At 64.5% G+C, this 22,385-nt stretch carries 17 protein-coding genes, 1 tRNA gene and 1 pseudogene; 12 read left to right on the forward strand and 7 right to left on the reverse strand.

Annotation, left to right across the window (positions count from 1 at the left end; all coding sequences use genetic code 11):
* The first annotated feature begins 67 nt into the window (after positions 1 to 67).
* Together LK533_RS08580 and LK533_RS08585 are read left to right on the forward strand one after the other, a co-directional pair.
* A complete protein-coding gene (locus tag LK533_RS08580) occupies positions 68 to 859 on the forward strand; it encodes a DODA-type extradiol aromatic ring-opening family dioxygenase (protein ID WP_229362374.1) in 792 nt (263 codons plus the stop codon).
* Positions 860 to 882: 23 nt separating this feature from the next.
* The gene (locus tag LK533_RS08585; protein WP_229362375.1) at positions 883 to 1,497 is read left to right on the forward strand and encodes an FMN-dependent NADH-azoreductase; all 615 of its coding nucleotides are present in this window, start codon (positions 883 to 885) and stop codon (positions 1,495 to 1,497) included.
* A 506-nt stretch (positions 1,498 to 2,003) separates the two neighbouring features.
* On the opposite strand, the gene LK533_RS08590 is transcribed toward LK533_RS08585, so the two are convergent.
* On the reverse strand, positions 2,004 to 2,795 hold the full coding sequence (locus LK533_RS08590; RefSeq protein WP_229362376.1) for an SDR family oxidoreductase: 792 nt from the start codon (positions 2,793 to 2,795) through the stop codon (positions 2,004 to 2,006).
* Positions 2,796 to 2,890: 95 nt separating this feature from the next.
* Here LK533_RS08590 and LK533_RS08595 point away from each other — a divergent pair, with 95 nt between their 5' ends.
* Positions 2,891 to 3,787: a LysR family transcriptional regulator gene (locus tag LK533_RS08595; protein ID WP_229362377.1), complete on the forward strand. Its 897-nt coding sequence runs from the start codon at positions 2,891 to 2,893 to the stop codon at positions 3,785 to 3,787.
* A 515-nt stretch (positions 3,788 to 4,302) separates the two neighbouring features.
* Here LK533_RS08595 and LK533_RS08600 read toward each other — a convergent pair.
* From LK533_RS08600 to LK533_RS08615, 4 genes and pseudogenes are all read right to left on the reverse strand, one after another.
* On the reverse strand, positions 4,303 to 4,674 hold the full coding sequence (locus tag LK533_RS08600; protein ID WP_229362378.1) for a response regulator: 372 nt from the start codon (positions 4,672 to 4,674) through the stop codon (positions 4,303 to 4,305).
* Positions 4,667 to 8,530, reverse strand: a complete 3,864-nt coding sequence (locus tag LK533_RS08605; protein WP_229362379.1) for a CheR family methyltransferase — start codon at positions 8,528 to 8,530, stop codon at positions 4,667 to 4,669. Before LK533_RS08605 ends, LK533_RS08600 begins: the two co-directional genes overlap by 8 nt.
* Before the next feature lie 154 nt (positions 8,531 to 8,684).
* On the reverse strand, positions 8,685 to 9,704 hold the full coding sequence (locus LK533_RS08610) for a chemotaxis protein CheB (protein ID WP_229362380.1): 1,020 nt from the start codon (positions 9,702 to 9,704) through the stop codon (positions 8,685 to 8,687).
* A gap of 150 nt (positions 9,705 to 9,854) precedes the next feature.
* Positions 9,855 to 10,209 (reverse strand): annotated as a pseudogene (locus LK533_RS08615) (efflux RND transporter periplasmic adaptor subunit); the annotation flags it as partial.
* A gap of 177 nt (positions 10,210 to 10,386) precedes the next feature.
* On the opposite strand from LK533_RS08615, the gene LK533_RS17815 reads away from it, so the two are divergent.
* The 5 genes from LK533_RS17815 (at position 10,387) to LK533_RS08635 (ending at position 14,447) form a co-directional block, all read left to right on the forward strand.
* On the forward strand, positions 10,387 to 10,668 hold the full coding sequence (locus tag LK533_RS17815) for a LysR substrate-binding domain-containing protein (RefSeq protein WP_267495276.1): 282 nt from the start codon (positions 10,387 to 10,389) through the stop codon (positions 10,666 to 10,668).
* A 2-nt stretch (positions 10,669 to 10,670) separates the two neighbouring features.
* Positions 10,671 to 11,006: a LysR substrate-binding domain-containing protein gene (locus LK533_RS17820; RefSeq protein ID WP_420705837.1), complete on the forward strand. Its 336-nt coding sequence runs from the start codon at positions 10,671 to 10,673 to the stop codon at positions 11,004 to 11,006.
* An 845-nt stretch (positions 11,007 to 11,851) separates the two neighbouring features.
* The gene (locus tag LK533_RS08625; RefSeq protein ID WP_229362381.1) at positions 11,852 to 12,268 is read left to right on the forward strand and encodes a hypothetical protein; all 417 of its coding nucleotides are present in this window, start codon (positions 11,852 to 11,854) and stop codon (positions 12,266 to 12,268) included.
* A gap of 353 nt (positions 12,269 to 12,621) precedes the next feature.
* Positions 12,622 to 13,542, forward strand: a complete 921-nt coding sequence (locus tag LK533_RS08630) for an alpha/beta hydrolase (RefSeq protein WP_229362382.1) — start codon at positions 12,622 to 12,624, stop codon at positions 13,540 to 13,542.
* A 29-nt stretch (positions 13,543 to 13,571) separates the two neighbouring features.
* A complete protein-coding gene (locus tag LK533_RS08635; protein WP_229362383.1) occupies positions 13,572 to 14,447 on the forward strand; it encodes a DUF5829 family protein in 876 nt (291 codons plus the stop codon).
* Between the two features lie 434 nt (positions 14,448 to 14,881).
* On the opposite strand, the gene LK533_RS08640 is transcribed toward LK533_RS08635, so the two are convergent.
* Positions 14,882 to 16,774, reverse strand: coding sequence for a M13-type metalloendopeptidase (locus tag LK533_RS08640; protein WP_229362384.1), 1,893 nt, complete (start codon positions 16,772 to 16,774; stop codon positions 14,882 to 14,884).
* Positions 16,775 to 17,320: 546 nt separating this feature from the next.
* Here LK533_RS08640 and LK533_RS08645 point away from each other — a divergent pair.
* The gene (locus tag LK533_RS08645; RefSeq protein ID WP_229362385.1) at positions 17,321 to 17,581 is read left to right on the forward strand and encodes a hypothetical protein; all 261 of its coding nucleotides are present in this window, start codon (positions 17,321 to 17,323) and stop codon (positions 17,579 to 17,581) included.
* A gap of 131 nt (positions 17,582 to 17,712) precedes the next feature.
* Here the strand turns inward: LK533_RS08645 and LK533_RS08650 are convergent.
* Positions 17,713 to 17,789 (reverse strand) — tRNA-Pro (locus LK533_RS08650).
* A 229-nt stretch (positions 17,790 to 18,018) separates the two neighbouring features.
* Between LK533_RS08650 and LK533_RS08655 the strand changes: the two genes are divergently transcribed.
* The 3 genes from LK533_RS08655 (at position 18,019) to LK533_RS08665 (ending at position 22,363) form a co-directional block, all read left to right on the forward strand.
* Positions 18,019 to 19,581 (forward strand): DUF1570 domain-containing protein, encoded by a 1,563-nt coding sequence (locus LK533_RS08655; protein ID WP_229362386.1) that lies wholly within the window; start codon positions 18,019 to 18,021, stop codon positions 19,579 to 19,581.
* A 129-nt stretch (positions 19,582 to 19,710) separates the two neighbouring features.
* On the forward strand, positions 19,711 to 20,796 hold the full coding sequence (locus LK533_RS08660; protein WP_229362487.1) for a LacI family DNA-binding transcriptional regulator: 1,086 nt from the start codon (positions 19,711 to 19,713) through the stop codon (positions 20,794 to 20,796).
* Positions 20,797 to 20,929: 133 nt separating this feature from the next.
* Positions 20,930 to 22,363 carry a sugar porter family MFS transporter gene (locus tag LK533_RS08665; RefSeq protein WP_229362387.1) on the forward strand — a complete coding sequence of 478 codons (1,434 nt, stop codon included), beginning with the start codon at positions 20,930 to 20,932 and terminating at the stop codon, positions 22,361 to 22,363.
* Positions 22,364 to 22,385 lie beyond the last annotated feature (22 nt).

Raw genomic sequence — 22,385 nt, forward strand, 5'->3', positions numbered from 1 at the left:
CAACCGATAAGGATCATCACATCTTTATCGCTCCCTTCGGCCTCGTCCAGCAGCCATATTGCCACTCATGCTCCTGACCTTCTTCATTAATCACGGCGGCGGCCCCTGCTTCTTCCTGGAGCCGGCGCCGATGCGCGAGACTTGGCACGGGCTGGAGACCTACCTGGACGGCTTCATGGCGACGTTGCCGGAGCAGCCTCGCGCGATCCTTGCCATCTCCGGGCACTGGGAAGAGGACATGCCGACTGTCAACGCCGGCGCGCGCCCGCCGCTGCTGTTCGACTATGGCGGGTTTCCCGACCATACCTATCGACTGACCTGGCCGGCACCCGGTGCGCCAGAACTGGCAACGCGCGTGCGCGGCCTGTTGTCAGATTGCGGCATCGCCAGCGGCACCGAAGGGGCGCGGGGCTGGGATCACGGCATCTTCGTGCCGCTCAAGGTCATGCTGCCCGGCGCTGAAATCCCACTGGTGCAACTCTCGATGCAGCGCGGGCTCGATCCGGCCGCCCATCTGGCGGTCGGGCGGGCTTTGAGGCCGCTGCGCGACGAGGGCGTGCTGATCCTCGGCAGCGGCCAGACCTACCACAACATGCGCGGCTTTTTTGGCGGCGGAGCGGTGGACGAGAAAGTGGAAGCGTTCGACGCCTGGCTGCGTGCCGCCATGATCGATGGCGCGACCCGCGACGAGGCCCTGATCCGCTGGGAAGAGGCGCCTTATGCCCGCGTCGCGCAGCCCCATGAAGACCATCTGCTGCCGCTGATGGTCGCGGCAGGCGCCGCGTCGGGCGAGCCCGGCGCCGTCCACTTCCACGGGCACGCGCTCGGCAAGCCAATCTCCGGCTTCCGCTTCGGCTGACCCATTTTCAAGGAGCAACACCCATGACCAAGCTACTCGTCGTAGAAACCAGCCCGCGCGGAGAACACTCGATTTCGCGCAACATGACGCGGCGCTTCGTGGCCGAATGGCAGACAGCCCATCCAGATGGCCAAATCATCGAGCGCGACCTGCTGGAAACCGACCTTCAGTTCATCGGCGCGCCCTGGCTCCAGGCCTATTTCACGCCGCCGGAAGCGCACTCGCCCGAGATGAAGGCGGAGCTGCGCCTGTCAGACGAACTCGTCGCCGAGCTGCTCGCCTGCGACCACCTCGTGATCGCCACGCCGGTCTACAACTACAACGTGCCAGCGGCGCTCAAAGCCTGGATCGACAGCATCGTGCGTAAGGGACTCACGCTCGGCTTCGACGGCAAGGGCCTGGTCACCGGCAAGACCGCTACGGTGCTGATTGCGAGCGGGGGCGTCTACACCGAAGGATCGCCGATCCGCGACCGCGACATCGCCACGCAGTACCTGCGCATGGTCCTGGGCGTGATCGGCATCACCGATGTGACCGTGGTGGCTGGCGGCGGTGCCAAGGCCGTCGATATGCGCGAGACCACCATGGAGGGCTTCATCGAAACCCTTCAGCCCGCGATTGAAGCTGCGGCTGCCTGAGACAACGCATGGGCTGCGTGTCTCCACGCGGCCCATGAGGTGCCGATTGCAGCATAAGACAGGGTCGTCCGCGCCGCCTGGGTAGGCGGTCAGAAGCCATGCCGATCTTCGGGACACGGGAGTAGGTGCGAGCTACTGCTCACCAAACGGTCATTTCTTTGGACAGAGGCGGCCGTTTACGGACGCCCTCTATAAGCACGCTTTTGCAGGAGCTTAGCGCGAGCGGGCGTTCAACAAACGACGTTTTATGAACAGATGGCCGCTTCCGGGGAGCGCAGCGCCCCAGCGGGTGGCCGCGAGTGGTCGGTTTCCGCCTGTCGATGACGTAGTCAAACCTGCTGCACCCTGAGCTAGTCGTCAACCTGCTTCGCCGGCTCAATGGGAGAGCCGAGGTCAACGGGATAGTTCGCGAACACAGCACCGCCCCGTCGTGAGCAGATCAAGGCTAGCTCTAGAGAAACGCGGTCGCTCAGCGACACCAAGCACGGAGCGACCGCAAAGGCACCTCAGGAAAACTGAATGCCGCCGTCGATGAGTACAGTCTGACCCGTCATATAGTCGCTGTCAGGCGAGGCTAGGTAGGATACGAGTTTGGCGACGTCATCGGGTTCGGAGACCCGGCCCATGAGGATCGACTCCGAGTACTTTTTGAGCGCCTCCCCGCGGGGAATGCCCTCCTCCGCGGACAGCTTCTCATCGATCAGGTCCCACATCGCGGTGCCCACGATCCCCGGTCCGTATGCGTTGACGGTGATGCCGTGTTTCGCCCACTCCATTGCCGCAGCCTGGGTCAGCCCGCGGACCGCCCATTTGGACGCCGAATAGTGCGCCAGCAGTGCAAAGGGGCGGAACGCCACGATCGAGGCGGCACCGATGATCTTGCCGCCGTTGCCCTGCTTGATCATCTGCTCTGCCGCGGCCTTGTAGCAGAGGAAGGTGCCGCGCACGTTCACGTTCATGACCTGATCCCATTCCTCGGGATCCATCTCCAGCAAAGAGGTGACACGCGCGATCCCCGCGTTGGCCACCATCACGTTGAGCTGCCCCAAATCAGCGGCAACCTTGTCGACCATCGCCTTGACCTGCTCGGGCTGGGATACGTCGGCGACCGCGGTGGTCACCGTTGCTCCCGAACCTCGGAGTTCATCGGCGGTCGCTTCCAGTTGGTCGCGGTTCGCCTCGACATCGTTGAGCGCCAGCTGATGACCGTCCCGACCGAGCCGTGCCGCGATCGCCTTGCCAATGCCGCGCGCCGATCCAGTGACAAGGGCGACGGATCCTGAGACTGGTGCAGTCATATCTTCTCCTGTGATTAGTCACAGCCAGAGGTGGGCTGCCGGAGCAATGCTGCTAAGGGAACAGTAATATCCCAGTGATGCCGAAGGGAGATCACTTGAAGCTGCACCATCTCTCGCACTTTATCGCGGTTGCCGCCCACGGCAGCCTCCATCGCGCTTCTGCTTCGATCGGCATCGCCCAGTCTGCCTTGAGCCGCAGCCTCAGCGAGCTCGAAGCGTCGCTCGGTACCGTGCTGCTGGAGCGTGGTCGCCGTGGAACCGTGCTGACTGCCGCTGGAGAGCGGTTTCTGGTTCGTGCACGGGTGATTCAAGAGGAGCTGCGTCGAAGCAGGGAGGAAGCGGGCCAGCACGACGGCGGACACGATGGTCATGTCACGGTCGCCATGTCGCCGACCGCGCAAATGTTGATCCTGCCGGCGGTGATGCGGCGGTTCCGGAGGAACTGGCCGCACGTTCAAGTAACCGTCCTGGATGGACTGGCGGAAGCCTTCGAGGCATCGCTGTTGGACGGCACGGTCGACTTCTATGTAGGAATCTGCCCGCTACGCTCGCTGGATCGGTCCATCGCACAGAGCGATCTCACCGCTATCGGGCGTATTGTAGTCTCTAAGGCGAATAGCAAGTGGCAGGCAGCATCGTCACTGGCAGATCTCGCAAAGGCACCCTGGATCCGGATCCGGTCAGACGATCGGGCCGATGAGTTATCCGAAGCCTACCAGGCCACCGGTCTCCCGGTTCCAGGCTCCATATATAGTGCAACGTCGATGCTTACGGTATTACTGCTCCTCCAGTCGATCGATGCCGTTGCACTCGTGCCGAGTAGCTGGGCGGACGTTCAGCCCGCTGCAGGAGCGTTCGAGCAGGTCCCTGTCCAGGACACGCTCGGCTCACTCGACCTTTGCGTGATGCGGCGTTCAGCTATCCCGTTAACGCCAGCGGCACAGTCCATGCTCGACCTGGTGGTTACAATCAGCTCGCCCGCCGTTCCGTGAGCGAACCGCAGCTTACGAGAACGATGGGGCGGCCGTTTGATGGCCGGGATTGGGTCGGAAGCCGGTCGGCAGACTCCGGCCGCGAGGACCCAGAACCGGACGCTCAGACCGCCCTTTTCGCTCCCCAACTCCGGCCATTCGTTCAGGTCGGCGCGCAGCGGCTTTCGATCGGCTAGATCGGTCGCGTGGATGTCTTTGATGGGTGAGGATAGCGTCCGGGCAGCTCTGAGGCGATCCGACGCAAGTAGACGTTCATCCAGCTAAGAGGCGGAAGCAGCTTACGGAGAAAACGCGAAAAAGTTCGGCTCTCGCTTTCGCCGGCGCGCTGCAATCTAGCGAAATACCTTGCACATCGCACTGGTTACAAGATTGGCCCGCGTCTCGAGCATTTTCCCGGTGCGGAGCGCCCAGAGAGCCAGCGGATTCCTTACGGCTCACAAAAATCTCGAAAGGTGTGACCGCGTCAAAGAAGCGCGGAGCGCTCTGATTAGAGTTCAATGCAGGTCGCCGCCGCATCAGCTGTGCATCGCCTTGCCGAGAGCCGCCGTGATCCGCCCGATGCTGATCGGCTTTTCGCATCTGGGAATGCCCGCAAACCGTTCGGGTATCGCGCGGGCGTCATACCCGGTCGTGAAGACCAGCGGCACGCCGCGATTGATCAAGGCGTCGGCTAGCGGGAAGGCAGGCTCGCCGCCAAGGTTGATATCGAGGATCGCGCCATCCGGCCGAGCTTCCTCGTCAAGCAGCGCCAGCGCCCTGCTAATGTTGGAGACCGGGCCCAGAACCACGGCGCCTTCGTCGGCCAGTTCGAGCGCGAGTTCGTCCGCAAGGAGATACTCGTCTTCCACGACAAGAATACGGCACTGATGAAGAGTGAAATCAGCCATCAAACTTCTCATCAGACAAATTGCTGGCCGAAACGGGCATAGCGATTGTGCAGTGAACCCCATCCTTTTCCAGCACATAGGTTGTTCTGGCCGCAAATTGATAGGGCAGCGCCCGCTCAATGAGTTCGCGTCCCTGGCCGCTGCCCTGGGGAGCGGCGTCAGGTGGCGGCATTGCCACTCCGGTTTCGCGCCAGTCGATGTGAAGCCATGGCTGCGCACCGTCCTCCTCGCCAGACATACGCCAGCGGATGGCAAGCTGCGCCTCGGATTGACCGAGCGCGCCATATTTCACTGCATTGGTTGCGAGTTCATGCAGCGCCATTGCGAGCGTTTGCACCGTGGTGGATCGCAGTCGGATCCCGTCGGGCCCATCGATCAGGATGCGGCTCTCCTCCGTCTCCGCGCCATGGGCAGCGAGTTCGGTGCGGATCAGCTCGTCAAAGGTGACCCGGTCATGGTCGTTGAGCCGCGACAATAGCCCCTGGACGCGCGCCAACGCATCGAGCCGGTCGCGAAACCGTTCCCGAAAATCCTCCATCGTGTCGCTGGCGCGCGCGGTCTTCTGCGCCATCTGGCGGACGACCCCGATCAGGTTGCGGGTACGGTGTTGTAGCTCGGCGACGAGCACCCCTTGATGTTCTTGAAGCTCGCGCAGATCATCGATGTCGGTCGATGTTCCAATCCATTCGACGATATCGCCCTGTTCATCGCGCAACGGCGTCGCCCGCATCTGGAACCATCGATAGGCACCGTCACCCGAACGACGGATCCTGAACTCGACTTCGAACCCGCCTTGCTCTGCCGCCCGGCTCCAAGCTTCACGCGCGATCGGCCGATCGTCGGGGTGGACAGGCTCCAACCAGCCCCAACCCTCGCTGTGGGACTCGTTCTGCCCGGTATATTCGCGCCATTGCCGGCTGGCCCAAGTCCAGTGCCCGGAATCGACTGCCCTCCAGACGAGCTGCGTTAGCCCCTCTACCAGCGAATGAAGCCGTTGCTCGCTGTCGCGTAGCGCCTCCTCGGCTTCGCGACGGCCCGTGATGTTGCTGGCGGCGCCGAACCATTCGAGAATCTCGCCATCGGCGCCCGTGATCGGGACCGCACGCGATATTGCCCATCCGATCGTGCCGTCGACCCGGCAAACCTGGTGCTCGAGCTCGAACACGTCCTGCGCGGCGATGGCTTGATCGATCGCGGCCTGGAACCGCGGCCGCTCGTCCTTGGGGATGTGCTGGGCCATCCAAGCCTGGCTCTCATGCGTGTCGGCCAGGAAGCCTTTCCCGGCCATATCGATCATCTCGGACCAGTCGGCATTCATTCGGAAGATGAGCTGGGAACTGGCCGAGAGCAGCGCCTGGAGCCGTGCTTCGCTCGCCCGCAGTGCGGTTTCCGCCTGGTGGACCGCGGTGAGGTCGGTGAAGGTCAGGACCGCGCCGCTTATGTAATTGTCGACGCTGCGATACGGCAGCACCTTCGCCGCGAACTGCCGCTTGGTCTCCGGATCGAGGACGGCGCGCTCGATCGGCACGAGCTTTTTGAGGACGCGACGCACATCCTCCTGAAGCTCCGGATAGTCGACGCGCGACACGACATGGCCGAGCGGTCTGCCAACGTCGGTCTCGAGCAAATGGAAGATCTCGGTGGCGAAGGGGGTGAAGCTGCGGACGCGCAGATCGTTGTCGAGGAAGAGGGTGGCAATCTGCGTCGCCTCGAGAAGGTTCTTGAGGTCGGAGTTGCTGCGTCCGAGCTCGGCGACGCGGTGGCCGAGCTCGCCATTGACAGTCTGGAGCTCCTCGTTGACCGATTGCAGCTCCTCCTTGGACGTCTCCATCTCCTCGTTGGCGGACTGGAGCTCCTCGTTGATTGATTGATACTCCTCGTTGGAGGATTTCAGCTCCTCGTTGGTCGACTCCAACTCCTCGATCGTCGCCTGAAGCCGATCCCGCGTCAGTCGCAGCTCGGCCTCGAGCCGCTCGACGAGTTCGCCATTCTCCAGGCGATCACCGGCGCCTGCGCCATCAAGGACGGGTCCCAAATCCTGGAACAACACGACGAGCGAGGTCACGTCTCCGGTACCGACCGGCTCGACAACAAGACTGACGCCGACGGAACGGTCGTCTTGGCGCAACACCAGGCGCGGCAGCTCGACTCGCCGCGCTTCCGAAATCGCGCGGTGCATCGCGCTTCGCAGATCGACGCGCAGATCGCGATGGACCAGGTTGATCAGGTTGAGGCTGGCCATGCCTGCCACCGGCTCAAGGAAGCGGCCGGTACGCCCGGAGAAATGGAGCACGTCGCCCTGAGCGTCGACGATGACATAGGCGGGGGCGTAGCGCTCAGCGATCGCCTCTGCCTGACGGCTGACCGCGCCGGAGAGCCGTGCCGGCGCCGCTACAGCTGGATAGGACGATTGCAGCGGTTCGGCACCGCGCGCACGCGCGCTTAGCGGGAAATCAGGAACGACCCGCGTGGCCGTTTCCAGCCGCCGGAACACGCGGTTCTTGCGATCCACCGGCGCGAACAGCTTCTGGTGGCGGGTGACGTTCTCGGAATTGCCCAGGAACAGCACGCCGCCCGGCTGGAGCGAGAAGTGGAAGATCGGGATCACCCGGTTCTGCAACTCGGTGCTCAGATAGATGAGCAGATTCCGGCAGGAGAGGATGTCGATGCGCGAGAAGGGCGCATCCTTGATGAGGTTGTGCGGCGAGAAGATGCACATCTCACGCAGTTCCTTCGACACGCAATAGGTGTCGCCCTCGCGAACGAACCACCGCTCCAGCCGATCGGGCCGGACATGGTCTTCGATCGAGGTCGCATAGCGGCCCGCCCGCGCCAAACCGAGCGCGCGAGCGTCGAGGTCGGTGGCGAAGATCTGCACCTGCGGCGGGTGATCGAGCGTGGCGAGGTGCTCGCGCAGCAGGATCGCGATCGAATAGGCTTCCTCGCCCGTCGCGCAGCCGAGCACCCAGACGCGGAACTGCTCGTCGGCGCCCTTGCCTTCGAAGAGCCGCGGCAGCTCGCGCTCGAGCACCTCGAACTCCTGCGGGTCGCGGAAGAATTGGGTGACGCCGATCAGCAGGTCCTGGAAGAGATCCTGCACCTCCTGCCGGTCTTCGCGCAACCGCGCGATATAGGAGTCGATGCCGTCGATCTGCAGCACCTGCAGCCGCCGGTGCACCCGGCGCAGAAACGTGCCGCGCTTGTAGCCGTGGAAGTCGTGGCTGGTGACGTTGCGCAGGATCGTGGTGATCTGCGTGACCTGCGCTTCGACCTGTTCGGGCAGCACCTCGGGCTCGGGTGTCGTGCCGGTGGTGGCGACGTTGTTGAGGTACAGCGCGATCTGAGTGGCGACCTGCTCGATCGGAACGTGCATGTCGACCACGCCGTGGGGACCGGCCGCGCCCTGCTCGCCATTGTGGTCGTCCGGTGTGTTTGCCTCGCCGATCGACAGGCCACCATATTTCTTGGTGGCCGTAATGCCGGCGGTGCCGTCACTGCCCAGCCCTCCAAGCAACACGGCGACGGCGCGATCATGGGCATGCTCGGCGAGCGAGATCAGCAGGGTATCAACCGTCCCGCGATGCCCGACCGGCTCGACCGCCGGGCGAACACTGACATGCCCGTCCTCGACCGCGATCATGTCGTCGGGTCCGCCGACATAGATGTGATTGGGCTCGATCCTTTCGCCGTCCGCGGCGACGCTGACCGGAAGCGGCGACTGGCGGCCGAGTACGTCCAGGACGGTGGCGACGTCGAGCCCCTCCTGCTGGCGTACGGCGATCAGGTAGGCAGCGCCGAGTGTTGGCCCGATCCCCGCGAACAGCGTCTCGAGCGACCGAAGCGACGCGGCACACACGCCGATCCCGACCAGCGGCAGAACCGCTTCCCGGAGCTCTTCATGTGCTAAGGGGGGGTATTCCCTTGCCTGTTGTTCCAATTTCGCCATGCCGCCATCCAGAGTCTGCGTCCTCAGGATAGGCGGATAGGACGCGCTAAAGAAGCGGATTCACTCAGATGTCCTGTTCGCGCGGCGCACGCCCCAGACGCAGCGAGGTGACTGCCGCCTCTCTGAGCGTCGTCGCGTAGCGCCGATACTCCTCGGCGCGCGCTTCGTAAAGCTCGGCCACTGCGGCGCGCCCGGTCTGGCGTGCGTCTTTCGCCATGCGCTCCACCAGCGTCACGCGCTCTTCCATCACCCGCATCGCGACCCGGACCGCCTCGTCTACCTCGTCGATATGCGCGGCGAGGTTATCGGCGGTGTAGGCATGCCCGATCTGGCAGCGATAGCGCAGCGGACGGCTGCCGTTCACCTCCGAAAGTACGCCATGGCAATCGGGGCAGGAAAGCGCACTCGGCCTCGCGATCTTCAGCAGCCTGTCGCTACCCAGCCGTTCGCCCGCCGCGATCTCCACTTCCAGGCGGAGTTCCTCGGAAGGCGGATACATCGGACCGGCATCGGCTCCGACGATCGACATGAGCAGAGCGCCCAGCCCATCGGCGGGGGCGACGTGATCGACCTCCGCGGCTTCCAGCGCCGAAAGCGGCATCTGGTCCGCTTCGGCATCAAGGGGGTGCTGCACGATTGCGGTGCCGCCAACAGACTTGATGGCATGGAGGCCGGAGGCGCCGTCGTTCAGCATGCCGCTAAGCACCACGCCGACTGCGCGCGAGCCGAAGGCGAGCGCCGCGGACCGGAAGAGGGGGTCGATGGAGGGACGCACCATATTCTCGCGCGGCCCGACTCCCAAGCGGATCGCGCTATGGGTAAGCAGGAGATGACGGTCAGGCGCTGCGACATAGACGTGGCCCCGCTCGATCGGCTGCCCGTCGATCGCCTGCGTCACCGGTAAGGTAGCGCACCCCGCGAGGACATCCGCCAGCATGCTGGGCGAATGTGCCGGGATATGGGTGCTCACGAAGATGCTCGCGGGCAAATCCCGGGGCAAGTCGCTCAGCAATTGCTTGAGCGCAGCGCTGCTTCCTGCGGAACCGCCGATGGCGATGACGTCCTTTTTGGCGGTGCTCGCCATCGACCGACCTCCTCTTCATCCGCGGCTGGATCACGACGCAGGATCCCGATCCATCGCCCACCGAGCGAAGGCAGGATCAGGAACGATCAGGCACTGAACAAACGAGAACTGGCTTGGATGCTTCAGAGTGGCGGGGGCGATTGCCGCCCTGCCGGTCGCCGACAATTGCTGCTGCGCCAGGCGCAGGGCGATCCCGGCCTCGGTAGCGGCGGTTCGAGCCGCGACAAGATCCTGTCCGGGGGGACACACGCTCGGCGAGCAGGCGCTGCTCGCGCCGGAGGTTCGACTGCGCCAGCGCGGCTCGGGAGCGGGCGGCCTCAACTTCTGCCTTCAGCGACGCTGCTTCCCGGCTCTCGATGATAGCGAAAGGATCGCCACGTCCGACCGACTGACCGACATTGCGGTTGAGGGAGACGAGCCGGCCACCCACGGCAGCCGACACGACCTGCACGCCCTGGGGATCGCCTTCGATCGTCGCCGACCGCTCGATCGCACCGGCAACCCCGCCTTGTCGGCCCGACTGGCGCGGCTTCGTGAAGAACTCGGCGATCCCCTCCTCATTCCCGCACGGCGTGGGATGGTCCTGACCCAGCGCGCAGTCGGGCTTCGGCAACCCTTGCATGACGCGCTGGAGGGTCTCCGCAGGGTTGTGGCAGATGGATTGCCGTCCGACCCGGCGACCATGGAGGCCACCCTGGTGATCGCCGCGACCGACTATATGCAGTATGCGCTGCTTACCCGCTTCTCGGTCGCGCTCAGGACCGAGGCACCCAAGGTCCGCATCGCCTGGCGTGCCTTGGACGTGCTGGCGCTCGCCACGCAGTTGGAGCGCGGCGAGATCGACCTGGCGTTGACCTCTCCAGACCATGCACCTGCGGCCATGCGCCAGTGCCAGCTCTTTCGTGAGGAGTACGTGGTGATCGCCCGGCAGGGACACCGGCCGTGCAAGGCCGTCTTAGCCTAGATGTGTTCTGCGCTTTGGAGCACGTTGTCGTGTCTCCCAAGGGCGGCGGGTTCTCAGGGCCTGCCGATGCAGCACTTGAGGCCGCCGGCCGCCGCCGCACAGTAGTCCTGTCCACGTCGGGCTTTCTGATCGTGCCAGAGGTCGTGTCGCGGTCTGACATGATCGCTTTGATCCCACGGCGGATCGCTGATGGCTGGTCGGATCAGGTGCAGGTGGTGGAACCGCCGCTTACCATTCCTGGCTTTACTATTGCGAGTGTCTGGCACGACCGGACAACAAACCATGCGGCACAACGCTGGCTGCGTGAACGGCTGTCGACGTTGGCCGCGGAAGGGTAATACCGACTGAACTGAAGGCCGCGCACGACGTTTCCGGAAACGCCATCCCTTGCCAGACAACCCGGCAGGCGACCCGCTTTTTTCAACGGCCCCGGTCGTAATAGAAGCGAATGGGTCGCCTTGGGTGCTTAATCAATCCTTGCCCATCGGCCGGCCTTGAAGCGCAGGCGCGTGGTTATCTGCCGAAGACCGATTCCTCCCTTTTCGTAGCGAACCACCAGCTCGCAACCCCGGCCCCGCGCCGATACGAACCTCAATAACGGTAGCCCCCCTGGTACAATTGCATCCGACGCTTGGAACGGCTTCCCCTTTTCAGCCATGTCCCCAGTGACCTCGGTTACTCCTGCCGGTAGGTCCCGCTTCGTCGGAATGGGTACCCAGCGCTCGGACGCGAATGGACATGAAGCTGCCGCCGCAGCCACTACGAACCAGATCATCCCCGTCCTCCTGCTCAGCGTCCACCCAGTCGAAAGCCCTAGTTTGCACTGGTCGCCGTCTAGGCTGAACGACCGGCTGTTTGCGAGCAAGCACCGGATGATCAAGCGCGGGGGTAACCCGCGTTTACTGCCCTTCCGCCTGGGAGTGCCGCCAGGGTATCGCTCGGCGATAGCGGCTCCAGAGACTAGGTTTTCTGCGATATGCGCGAGAGCAGGGCGGAGGGTGTCTCCGCCGCTAATGGCAGAAAGTGGGTGGAATGCGGACCGGTAGTTTTCGGGCAGGCGGACGTTAATAACTGGCGTTGAGGGTGGCGCCCCCTTTCCCAAAAACGATGGCTGATCGGGAAAGCCGCTTTTCTCTGACAAGCCAGCATTGACGATCGCAGCCCTGCGAAAGAGGGTGCCGCAATGCAGAGGGACCATGACGCTAAACCACCGCGTCGTAGCGCGATCCTGCGAGCCATCTACGCGCTTTGCCTGCTGGCCGCGACCTACAACCATTGGTCCGCCATATACCAGCACGGCCTGGCTTGGGATTATGGAGGGTTCCCCAGGGCAAGCACCACGTTCTGGACGGCCCTGGCCTTCATCGATCCTGCGGCTGTCATTTTGCTGCTCGTACGTCCAAACGCCGGCGTTGTGCTGACGATTGGGATCATCGTGACCGATGTAATCCACAATGTATGGATTCAGGCGCGATACTTTCCACCGCTCCTGCAAGCTCTGGGTGCCTCACCTCAGGTGACCGAGCAGATCGCCTTCATGGTCTTTGTACTGGCGACCAGCCCCTTCGCGTGGTCCATGAAGCGGCAAACAGTAGCGTAAGCGCCTTGTCCGATCGGGAAGGTGCAGCGGGACAGCCAAGGCAGTCTCGGTCTTTCGACGCATTCGGGTTGAGCCGTTTTCCCGAAACCTGTTCCCAATTGCGTTTTCCCGAGAAGCCCCGTCGGACACGGAGAAACGGGACTGCTGCGAATCGGTGAAAACGGCCGGTCTTGCTATGCCCGGCCGATCTACCGAACGGCCGGAAATGGGTCGCGTGCTGCCCCCTCGCGGTTCTTGCGTCGTCACCCATATTAGCCGATCTCAGCCATTGCCGCCGAGCAGCGCCGTCGCATAGCTTGCGTACTTCGCGGCAGCCGGGCAGCCCGGCAGTCAGACGCTGCAGGAGAGTCTTGATGGCGCGCTCTTGGTCGGTGCTCATCGTTATGGCCACGGCGTTTACGATGCCGGCCACCGCTCTCGCTCAGTCCGCGCTGGACCTGTACAAGGCCGCTGGCGCGCGAGCGATGAAGCCAGTCGCAACGATCGCCTACGGGCCCGATCCGCTGCAGGTCGCCGACCTCCGGCTTCCTCAAGGGCGAGGGCCGCATCCGGTCGCAATCGTTATCCACGGTGGTTGTTGGCTGGCGAGCATCGATGATCGCCGCGGCACGGCCGGTTTCGCCGAGGCACTGGGCAGGCGCGGGTTCGCAACCTGGAACATCGAATACCGGCGTCTGGGCAATACCGGCGGGGGCTGGCCAGGCACCTTCACGGACGTGGCTGCCGCTACTGACAAGCTCGTTGAGGTGGCTCCCCGGTACAATCTCGATCTGAAGCGCGTGACGGTCGTGGGCCATTCAGCGGGAGCGCATCTTGCTCTCTGGGTCGCATCGCGGCCGAGGCTGCCATCACCCTGGTCACAGACGAGCCTGCGCCCGCAAAGTGTGGTGGCAATAGACGGGCCCGCAGCGCTGGCGCCGTTTATCGGAGTCGATGCGCAAGCATGTCGGGGACAGTCCGTCGTGGTGCCCCTGATCGGTGGCACACCGGCACAGAAGCCCGTTGAATACCGGCTTGCCTCGCCCGCGGATCACCTGCCGCTCGGCGTGCATCAGCTTGTCATCGAGGGCGTCTTCGCTGACCTGTTACGCCCGTATGTCGCCGCAGCCCGGAGCAGCGGCGACACGGTGGATGTCCTCGCGCCCCCGGCCGCCAATCACTTCGACATCGTCACGCCTGGCACCCCGAGCGGCGAAGCGGTTGCCGACTTCATTGCCGCCAATGCGCTAACGCCAGGTAGAAATGCGCCTCGATGGGGCAAGCCTGGTCAGTGAGGTACCCGGCAGCTCTTGCCGCGACCATTTTGGCCTCGTCGCCTTGCGCGGCCGCGGCGGCGCCCTGTGCGGGCCAGATCGCGTTTCTGAACCACATCATGGCGGTGGTGGATCGCCGGACCGCCGATGCTGTGCCCGGCTCCATCCTGCTTCGGAGATATGCCAGCCTGGAGATCCGGACGACCCGAAGTTACGGCAATGGTGCCTGGACGGGCCGCTATGTGAATGGCCCTCGTAATTACCTGGAACTGTTCGGCCCAGGCGATAGCGGCGACGAAAGTCCGGTGGGGTCGCTCGGCGTGGCGCTGGGCGGCGATGTTCCCGGCGTGACGGCGAAGATCAACGCTCGCCTGCGCCGCGCGGGTGTGCAGGGCGAAACGCGCACTATGCATCGAACCTTTGCCGGTCGCGACGTTCCCTGGTTTTCGGGCGTCGGCATCGCGCACCCGCTGACGCCAGCGCACGGCCCCACGATCGAAGCCTGGACTATGGAGTTCCAGCCGGAGTTCTTCGCCGCTGCCGAGGCGCAGCGGCCACCCAGTCAGGGTCCGCGTGACGCCGTGTCCCGCCGGCGCTATCTGGCCAACCTGTACAAGGACACACCCATCGCAGACATTCGGCGGGTCGAAATTGCTGTTCCGGAACAGGCCTACCACCGGAACGTAAGACCGCTGCTTAGGGCGGCGGGATTCTGCCTCAAAGAAACGTCGACCGTTGCTAGCGCCAAAGGGGGAGAGGCCGAGGTTGCGATCCGGTTTGTCGCCCCAGGCATGACCAGGCTACTGCGCATCGACTTTGCCCTGTCTCGACCCGTCTCAGGCGTGGAGCAGGAGCGCATCGGTCATTCGATCCTCCGGATCGGCCCAGGCAAGACCGCCACCTGGAGGTTCGGGATGCTGCCATGAATTGCGTCGGGGACCTGAGGTGCCACTCGGCCTCGCAGGTCAAGCCGCAGCGGTGCGTGGGTCGAACATAGGACAGCTTTTTAGGCGGCTGTGACAGCCGCTCGCGCGCCGAAAATGGGTCGAGAACTGTCCGGGAGATGGCGGCCGCAAGGACCCAATACACGACACTCGTGCCGCCGTGCTCCCCTCCCGAAACCCGCCGCTCGTTGATGTTCACGAAAGGATCGGTTTAGTGACACATCCAAGCTGCTGAACGGCAATCAAGGATGGAAAGAGGTCAGTGGGTGGCTTCTGGTCACTAACGCGGCCAATTCTGACTGGTGCAGCCTAGAGAACACTCAACTGGCACACTGCTTGAAAAGCCAGCGACACGCCGGTCGGCACGCGTCCTACCAGAGATCTGCTCTTGTCTCTGGGGGAAGGTACAGAGCGGCTCAAGGCCGTACGTCGAAGGCACGATACCACGCCTCAATGTTTCGCACGACGCCGTTCACTCGGTACGCCGGAGGAGAGTGGTAGCTATTGGCCGCGATGTAACGGATCGCGCTTTCCGGCGCCTTGTAGCACCATACCTTCGCCCAACTCAGAAAGAAGCGCCGGTGGGCATCCTGCTCGTCGTCGGGCAGCGCCTTGTCCTTGCGGTAGAGCTCGTAGGCGCGGAACGCCAGCGAGACGCCCGACAAGTCGCCGATGTTTTCCCCGATCGTGCGGCTTCCATTGAGCTTCACCCCGGGCAGGGGCTCGAATGCGTCATACTGCGCAACGAGCCGGTCGGCACGGGTCCGGAACGCAGCCTGCGCCTCCGTCGACATCCAGGCGCGCATCACTCCCTTGCTGTCATACAGTAGCCCCTGGTCATCGAAGCCGTGCCCCATCTCATGGCCGATGATGGCGCCGATGGCGCCGAAGTTGACGGCGGCGTTCCACGATGCCGAAAAGAAGGGCGGCTGGAGGATCGCCGCAGGAACCTCAATCGCGTTCAGCAGGACGCTGTAGCTAGCGTTGACCGCCGCGGGCGCCTGATACCATAGTTCGATGCGCGCGGCCGGGTCGGTGAGCCGCGCCCGCTGCCTTTCCCAATCCTGCTCGACAAGCCTGTCGAGATTTCCCGCGGCATCGTCCAGACGCAACCCGCCTTTCAGAGATGCAGGCCAAGTACGCGGGTAACCCGCCTTTAACGTCATCGCATTCAGCTTCTCCAGCGCTTCAGCTCGAGAGGCTGTGTCCATCCACTCCGCCTCGTCGAGTCGCTCAGCCATCGCGCGCTTCAGGTACAGGAGCAGTTCGCCGGCGGCGGCGCGGTCCGCTTGGGAGAAGTGCCTTTCCACATACAGGCGACCCAACTCCATCGGGAGCCGCCCCTTGACGAACTGCACCGCATCAGCCGCGCGCGTCGGGCGCTCCGTTCCGCCTCTTACGATCACGAGGAAGCGCCAATATGTATCGCGGAACGCTGTCGGCAATGCATCCATGCCGTTGCGCAGCCAATTGAAGGCGAGCCAGTCCTGCCAGACCTTGGCAGGCGTGGCGCGGAACAGCTGTGCCTGCGCCGCGATGGCGCTGTCCTCTCCCAGGTTCACCTGCGAAACGTCGTCAACGCCACGTGCGGCTAACATCGTCCGCCACGGCATCCCCGGTGCGAAGCTCTCCAGCTCCCGGACGGTCATCACATGAAGGTTGGCGCGTCGGTCGCGTAATCGCTCCGGGCTCCATTGCCTGCGCGCGATCTCGGTTTCGAGAGCGACGATCGAGGCGGCGCGGCGATCTCCATCGGGGATACCAGCGAGAGCGAAGATCTGGGCGATGCAGGCGTGATGCGCCTCCCGCACCTTGGTCGAATATTCGTCGGTGCCTAGATATGCTGATGTGGGCAGTCCCAGCATTGGCATGGTCTGGTTCTGCTGATCGACATAGAGCATCCATGAGCCTTCCGCCGGGAAGACGTTGAAGGCCACCAGCGAACTCGACCGCGGATGCGCCATGATCGTCGCCACTGCCTCGTGCGTGTTCGCCGCCCGGATCCGGCCCAGTGCGCGCGACAGGTAGGAGGAGCTGCGACGCACGATCGCCTGCTCGTCCAACAATGCGGCATAGGTTGTGCCGATCAGCGCGTCGCTTGAGCCGCGGGAGGGAGACAGCCGTGCCGCAGTCTTGATCAGCAGCTGGAGCTCGCTGTTAACCTTATCCGTGACGCGATCGAACTGGCCATAGTCGAAGCGTCCCGGCGGGATGGTCATCCGTTCCAGGTCGGCCGCATTGGCGTAAAGGTAGAAGTCGTCACCCGGCTCCGCCCGCTCTCCGGCACGAGATATCGAGACGGGTAGCATGACCGTGGTGCAAATCGCCGCCGCGGACCTTAGCGTTCCCCGTCGTGTCCAGCTCATCTGGCTTCCACCTGACTAGATGGAGGAGAGTTGTACTAGCGCGCTGAACCGGGAGTGAACCGCTCGCCTACTATCGCGAACAGCGGCAGCTAATGGAGAATATCGGCGTGTCTTCAGCGCGAGAAGCTGCCGGGCCGGACGACCTTATGTAGTCAGGAACGCGGTGAACGACCTGGGAGGCGAACTTTCGGGCGCAGCCGACCAGCAGCTTCGTGGCGGCTGCGGCCCAGTTCCGGCCGTTCGCGCGCCTACTTCCTCTTCCCTAAAGTGGTCATCTGTTCATCTGAGTGTATCGGCCGCCGTGAGCTCAGCGTCCGAGCCTGCCGGCGAGAAGCCTGTCGGATTGGCAAGGGTTGAGATCCCCGCCTACCTTCAGACTGAGGAATCTCCGGACGTGGCCTCGTATGCTGTAATCGATGTTGCGCCAGTTCGCATGGGGCCGGAGACGCTGATAAACCATGCCTCGGCAAAGCGAGAGTTGACGCTGGCGTGATCTACGGCGGCGGTGCTGCTGGCGACCTGATCCTCGAGGATGCGCTGCAACTGCCAGCGCAGCGCGTCGCTGAACACCTTCTTGAGCTGGTCAGCGCTTACCCTGTCGACCGTTCGCCGTATCGCATGCGCGATGCTTCCGCCGCCGAACCGAGGCGCAAAGCGATAGCTCGCGCTTCTTTGAAGCTCATTGCACCGATCGGTAACGCCAGGGTTAACCGCACGCCGGCGACCGTCAATTTCTTGCGCCACCAGTAGCTGCTGCCGCGTAAGCCCACGTTCGAAAAGCCCTTTATGCCGCCCCAAGGGGTACAGCGAGGGGTACGGTCGAGGCGCAACCGTCCCTGATCGCCGTCGTTAAGACGCGAAATCAGAGACTTGGTAGCAGATGGTCGGGGAGACAGGATTCGAACCTGCGACATCCTGCTCCCAAAGCAGGCGCGCTACCAGACTGCGCCACTCCCCGACGCGCGACTGCCCTTAGGCTCTGCTTGATCTACCGCGCAAGCGCCAAGTTCGGGTGACAGGTGGGTCGCGGTACGCGCAATCCGCGCTTCACCGCTGCCCGGCCGTTCTTCCGTTCGCCACAGGGGCCGTCCTTGGTGATCCCTCACTTGTGCGAAATGAACGCGGACTCGGGCTGACACCGCGAAATCCGCTCGCTAGGCTCCCTGCAAATAAGGGGAGGGGGCAGGATGCATCGTTCGATGTGGCTGGCATCGTTGTTGGTCGGCGCCGCGCTGATGGGGGCGGCGCCTGCGCGCGCCGAGTGGCACGAGGCAACGTCGAAGCACTTCATCGTCTACGCGAACGGGGACGCGGATGACGTAAAGGAGCAGGCCGAAGAGCTCGAACGCTTTGACGGCGTCTTCCGCTACTTCCAGCAGATCCCCACGCGTCCCGAGGACGAATCGAACAAGCTCACCGTCTACGTGGTGCCGAACGACAGCGCCGTGCGCCGCCTCTACGGTGCCAACAGCCGGAATATCGCCGGCTTCTATGAGGGCCGTGCCAGCGGCTCGGTCGCGTTCACGCCCGCGCGCGCACCCGGCAGCGACGCGATCAGCCGTGATCAGCCCCAGATCGTGCTCTTCCACGAATATGCCCATCATCTGCTGCTGGGCAATTTCGCCAGCGCCTTTCCGGCGTGGTTCTCCGAAGGGTATGCCGAGTTCCTGTCGACCGTGCGGTTCGACAAGGACGCCGCCTGGGTGGGCGGCGCCGCACAGCATCGCGCCTATGACTTGCTGCGGGGGCAACCCTTTTCGGCAGAAAAGCTGTTTGCGGCGAACATGCGCTCGTTGCGGCCGGACGAGATGAGCGCGCTCTACGCCCGCGGCTGGTTGCTCACCCACTATATCTTTGTTGCGGGCGATTCGAAGCGGCGCGACCAGTTCACGCGATATCTGGAGGCGATCAACCGCGGCACGCCGAGCGTCGACGCGGCGCGCGAAGCCTTTGGCGATCTGCGGGCGCTCGACAAGGAACTGGACGCGCGGCTGCGGTCCGCAAAGCTGCCGGCGTTCCGCTTTGGCTTGGACAAGCTGCCGCAGCCGGTCGTCCAGGTGCGCGCCCTTCGACCAGGTGAAAAGGCGATGATCGACCTGCGCATGCGCTCCGACCGCGGCGTGGACCGTACGACGGCGCAGCCTATCCTGAAGGACGCGATCCCCATCGGAGAGCGCTATCCGGACGATCCGGCGGTGCAGGGGTGGCTGGCGGAGATGGCGCTCGATGCCGGGCGCTATGATCTGGCAGAGGCCGCAGCCGATCGCGCGCTCGCGATCGATGCCAGGTCGTCCCAGGCGCTGGTGTACAAGGGCCAGGTGCATCTCCGCCGGGCGCGAGAGGCGCGGTCGACCGATCCCGCCGTGTGGAAGGAGGCCCGCAGCTGGCTGCTCAAGGCCAACGCGATCGACAGCAACGATGCCTACACGCTGATGCTCTTCTATTCGAGCTTCGGCATGGCAGGCGTGCCGGCCACGGCAAATGCCAAGGACGCGCTGGAACGGGCGCAACAACTGGTGCCGCAGGATCCGGCCTTGCGGTTCGCCTATGCGCACCAGTCGCTGCTCGACGGCAAGATCGACGAGGCAAAGCGCGCGCTGCGTCCGCTGGCCTATTCCGCTCATGCCGCGCCGGACAATCCAGCTGCGCGCCTGCTCACAGCGCTGGAGGACAAGGCGGCCACAAAGGCGGTGCTGGATGCGCTGGGCGCCCAGCAGAAGGCAGAGGCCGCGGGTTCTGGCGATGAGTGAACCTGTCCAGCTCTGCGCCCGGCCAGTTCTGCGGCCGTTGCCGGGTGCGATAACCTGCACGCTCTTGCCCATCGGCAGGCTTGCGTTCATGCCTGACGTTTCTTGAACCGGGATCGCGCCGACCTGCCCATGGAATCGACCATCACCGCCCGGCCCCGTTCCTCCCGTCGAGCGGGATCCGCGCCCACCATCAGCGACGTCGCGCGTCGAGCCGGGGTGTCGCCGATGACCGTCTCGCGCGTCATCAATGGCGAAGCGAACGTGCGGCCGGCCACCCGCGACACCGTCAACGAGGCCATCTCCGCGCTCAACTATGCCCCCAATCGCGCCGCGCGCAGCCTTGCAGGCGGCGGGCAGGTGCGCATCGGCCTGTTGTACAGCAACCCGAGCGCCGGCTACCTGAGCGAGTTCCTGCTCGGCAGCCTGGAGCAGGCGAGCCGAAGCGACGTGCAGATCGTGGTCGAGAAGTGCGAGCTGGGCGAGCACGAGCTGGAGGTGGCGGAGCATCTGGTCCGCGGCGGCATCCACGGCATCATCCTGCCGCCGCCGTTGTGCGAAGCGCCGGCGCTGCTGTCGCTGCTTCGCGCTGCACGGGTGCCGACGGTTGCGGTGGCGACCAGCCTGCCGGCCGAGAACCAGCTTGCCGTCCGCATCGACGATCGTACGGCGGCGGCGGTGATGACCCGCCACATCATGGAGCTCGGTCACCGGCGGATCGGCTTCATCAAGGGCAACCCCAATTTATCCGCAAGTGCGCAGCGGCTGGAAGGCTATCGGGAGGCCCTGGCGGAGGCGGGCATGGACGAGGACCCGGCGCTGATCGCGGACGGGCTCTTCACCTATCGGTCCGGCCTGGATGCCGCCGAGCAACTGCTCGACTTGGCCGAGCCGCCGACCGCAATCTTTTCGTCCAACGACGACATGGCTGCGGCTACCGTTGCCATGGCGCACCGCCGTGGGCTCGACGTGCCCGGCGACCTCACCGTCTGCGGTTTCGACGACACGACGCTGGCGACCGCGATCTGGCCGGAGCTCACCACCATTCATCAGCCGATCGCCGACATGGCGCGCGGCGCCGTCGATCTGCTGGTGAGCACGATCCGCCAGCAAAAGGCCGGCAGCAGTGCGGCTGCACAGCAGGTGCTGGACTATACCCTGATCCGCCGCCAGTCGGATGCGCCGCCCAGGCGACGTCCGCGTGCGCGCGGCGCTTGACGGGCGACGCGGATCCGATAGCGATACCAACCTCGGGCGGACGGGGAAGCTTGAGTTCTGCAGCGTGGCTGCGAACGCATGCACAGGCCGCGACGAGGAGCAACAACCGGTAAGGACCGGGCGAGGAGAGACGATGACCGACAGCATCAGGGGACCGGGGCCGGCGGGAGCCGGCGTCGCGACCAACCACGGCTTCATCGCCGCGATCGTGGCGGTGGCGACGATCGGCGGCTTCATGTTCGGCTATGACTCGGGCGTGATCAACGGCACGCAGAAAGGGCTGGAGGCCGCGTTCGAGCTTGGCCGGCTCGGCATCGGCGTGAACGTCGGCGCGATCCTGCTCGGCTCCGCGATCGGCGCGTTCGGTGCCGGGCGGCTGGCGGACGCGATCGGCCGCCGTAACGTCATGATGCTGTCGGCGCTGCTGTTCCTGGTGAGCGCGGTGCTGGCGGGCGCCGCCGACGGCTCTACGATGTTCATCCTCGCGCGCATCATCGGCGGCCTGGGCGTCGGTGCGGCAAGCGTGATCTCGCCCGTCTACATCTCCGAAGTCACCCCGGCCTCGATCCGCGGCCGGCTGTCGAGCGTGCAGCAGGTGATGATCATCACCGGCCTGACCGGCGCGTTCGTCGCGAACTTCGCGCTGGCCCGCTATGCCGGCGGTTCGACCGCCGACTTCTGGCTCGGCTACCCGGCGTGGCGCTGGATGTTCTGGCTGCAGGCGATCCCGGCCGCCATCTACCTGCTGGCGCTGCTGGTCATCCCGGAAAGCCCGCGCTTCCTGGTCGCCAAGGGCCGCGATGCGGACGCGCATGCGGTGCTCACCCGCCTGTTCGGCAGCGCCGAGGCCGACCGCAAGGTTGTCGAGATCCGCAACTCGCTGGCCAAGGACCACAAGCCAAAGCTGTCGGACCTGCGCGACACAACCACCGGCAAGATCCGCCCGATCCTGTGGGCGGGCATTGGGCTCGCGATCTTCCAGCAGCTCGTCGGCATCAACGTCGTCTTCTATTATGGCGCCGTGCTGTGGGAAGCGGTCGGCTTCACCGAGGACAATGCGCTGCAGATCAACATCCTGTCCGGCGTGCTGTCGATCGGGGCCTGCCTGTTCACGATCGCCACCGTCGACAAGATCGGCCGAAAGCCGCTGCTGCTGGTCGGATCGGCCGGCATGGCGGTGACGCTGGCGATCGTAGCCTACGCGTTCTCGACGGCGGTCACGGATGCCGCCGGCGCCGTGACGCTGCCGGGCAACAACGGCCTGATCGCGCTGGTCGCGGCCAACCTCTATGTGATCTTCTTCAACGCCAGCTGGGGCCCGGTCATGTGGGTGATGCTGGGCGAGATGTTCCCGAACCAGATCCGCGGCTCCGGCCTGGCGGTTTCCGGCTTTGCGCAGTGGATCGCCAACGCCGCCATTTCGGTCAGCTTCCCGGCACTGGCAGTGAAGCCGGGCCTGGCGGTCACCTACTTCGGCTATGCGTTCTTTGCGGCGCTGTCGTTCTTCTTCGTGAAGGCGATGGTCAATGAGACCCGCGGCCGCGAGCTGGAAGACATGGCCGGCTGAGCCGTTCATCCCAGGCCGAATG

The organism is Sphingomonas sp. PL-96, from assembly GCF_020707215.1.
Classification (GTDB): Bacteria; Pseudomonadota; Alphaproteobacteria; order Sphingomonadales; family Sphingomonadaceae; genus Sphingomonas.

Excerpts from the sequence above, each read along its gene's own strand:
- LK533_RS08580 (WP_229362374.1), top strand. The coding sequence starts at position 68 with ATGCTCCTGACCTTCTTCATTAATCACGGCGGCGGCCCCTGCTTCTTC.
- LK533_RS08585 (WP_229362375.1), top strand. The coding sequence starts at position 883 with ATGACCAAGCTACTCGTCGTAGAAACCAGCCCGCGCGGAGAACACTCG.
- LK533_RS08590 (WP_229362376.1), bottom strand. The coding sequence starts at position 2,795 with ATGACTGCACCAGTCTCAGGATCCGTCGCCCTTGTCACTGGATCGGCG.
- LK533_RS08600 (WP_229362378.1), bottom strand. The coding sequence starts at position 4,674 with ATGGCTGATTTCACTCTTCATCAGTGCCGTATTCTTGTCGTGGAAGAC.
- LK533_RS08610 (WP_229362380.1), bottom strand. The coding sequence starts at position 9,704 with ATGGCGAGCACCGCCAAAAAGGACGTCATCGCCATCGGCGGTTCCGCA.
- LK533_RS17815 (WP_267495276.1), top strand. The coding sequence starts at position 10,387 with ATGGAGGCCACCCTGGTGATCGCCGCGACCGACTATATGCAGTATGCG.
- LK533_RS08625 (WP_229362381.1), top strand. The coding sequence starts at position 11,852 with ATGCAGAGGGACCATGACGCTAAACCACCGCGTCGTAGCGCGATCCTG.
- LK533_RS08630 (WP_229362382.1), top strand. The coding sequence starts at position 12,622 with ATGGCGCGCTCTTGGTCGGTGCTCATCGTTATGGCCACGGCGTTTACG.
- LK533_RS08640 (WP_229362384.1), bottom strand. The coding sequence starts at position 16,774 with ATGCTACCCGTCTCGATATCTCGTGCCGGAGAGCGGGCGGAGCCGGGT.
- LK533_RS08655 (WP_229362386.1), top strand. The coding sequence starts at position 18,019 with ATGCATCGTTCGATGTGGCTGGCATCGTTGTTGGTCGGCGCCGCGCTG.
- LK533_RS08660 (WP_229362487.1), top strand. The coding sequence starts at position 19,711 with ATGGAATCGACCATCACCGCCCGGCCCCGTTCCTCCCGTCGAGCGGGA.
- LK533_RS08665 (WP_229362387.1), top strand. The coding sequence starts at position 20,930 with ATGACCGACAGCATCAGGGGACCGGGGCCGGCGGGAGCCGGCGTCGCG.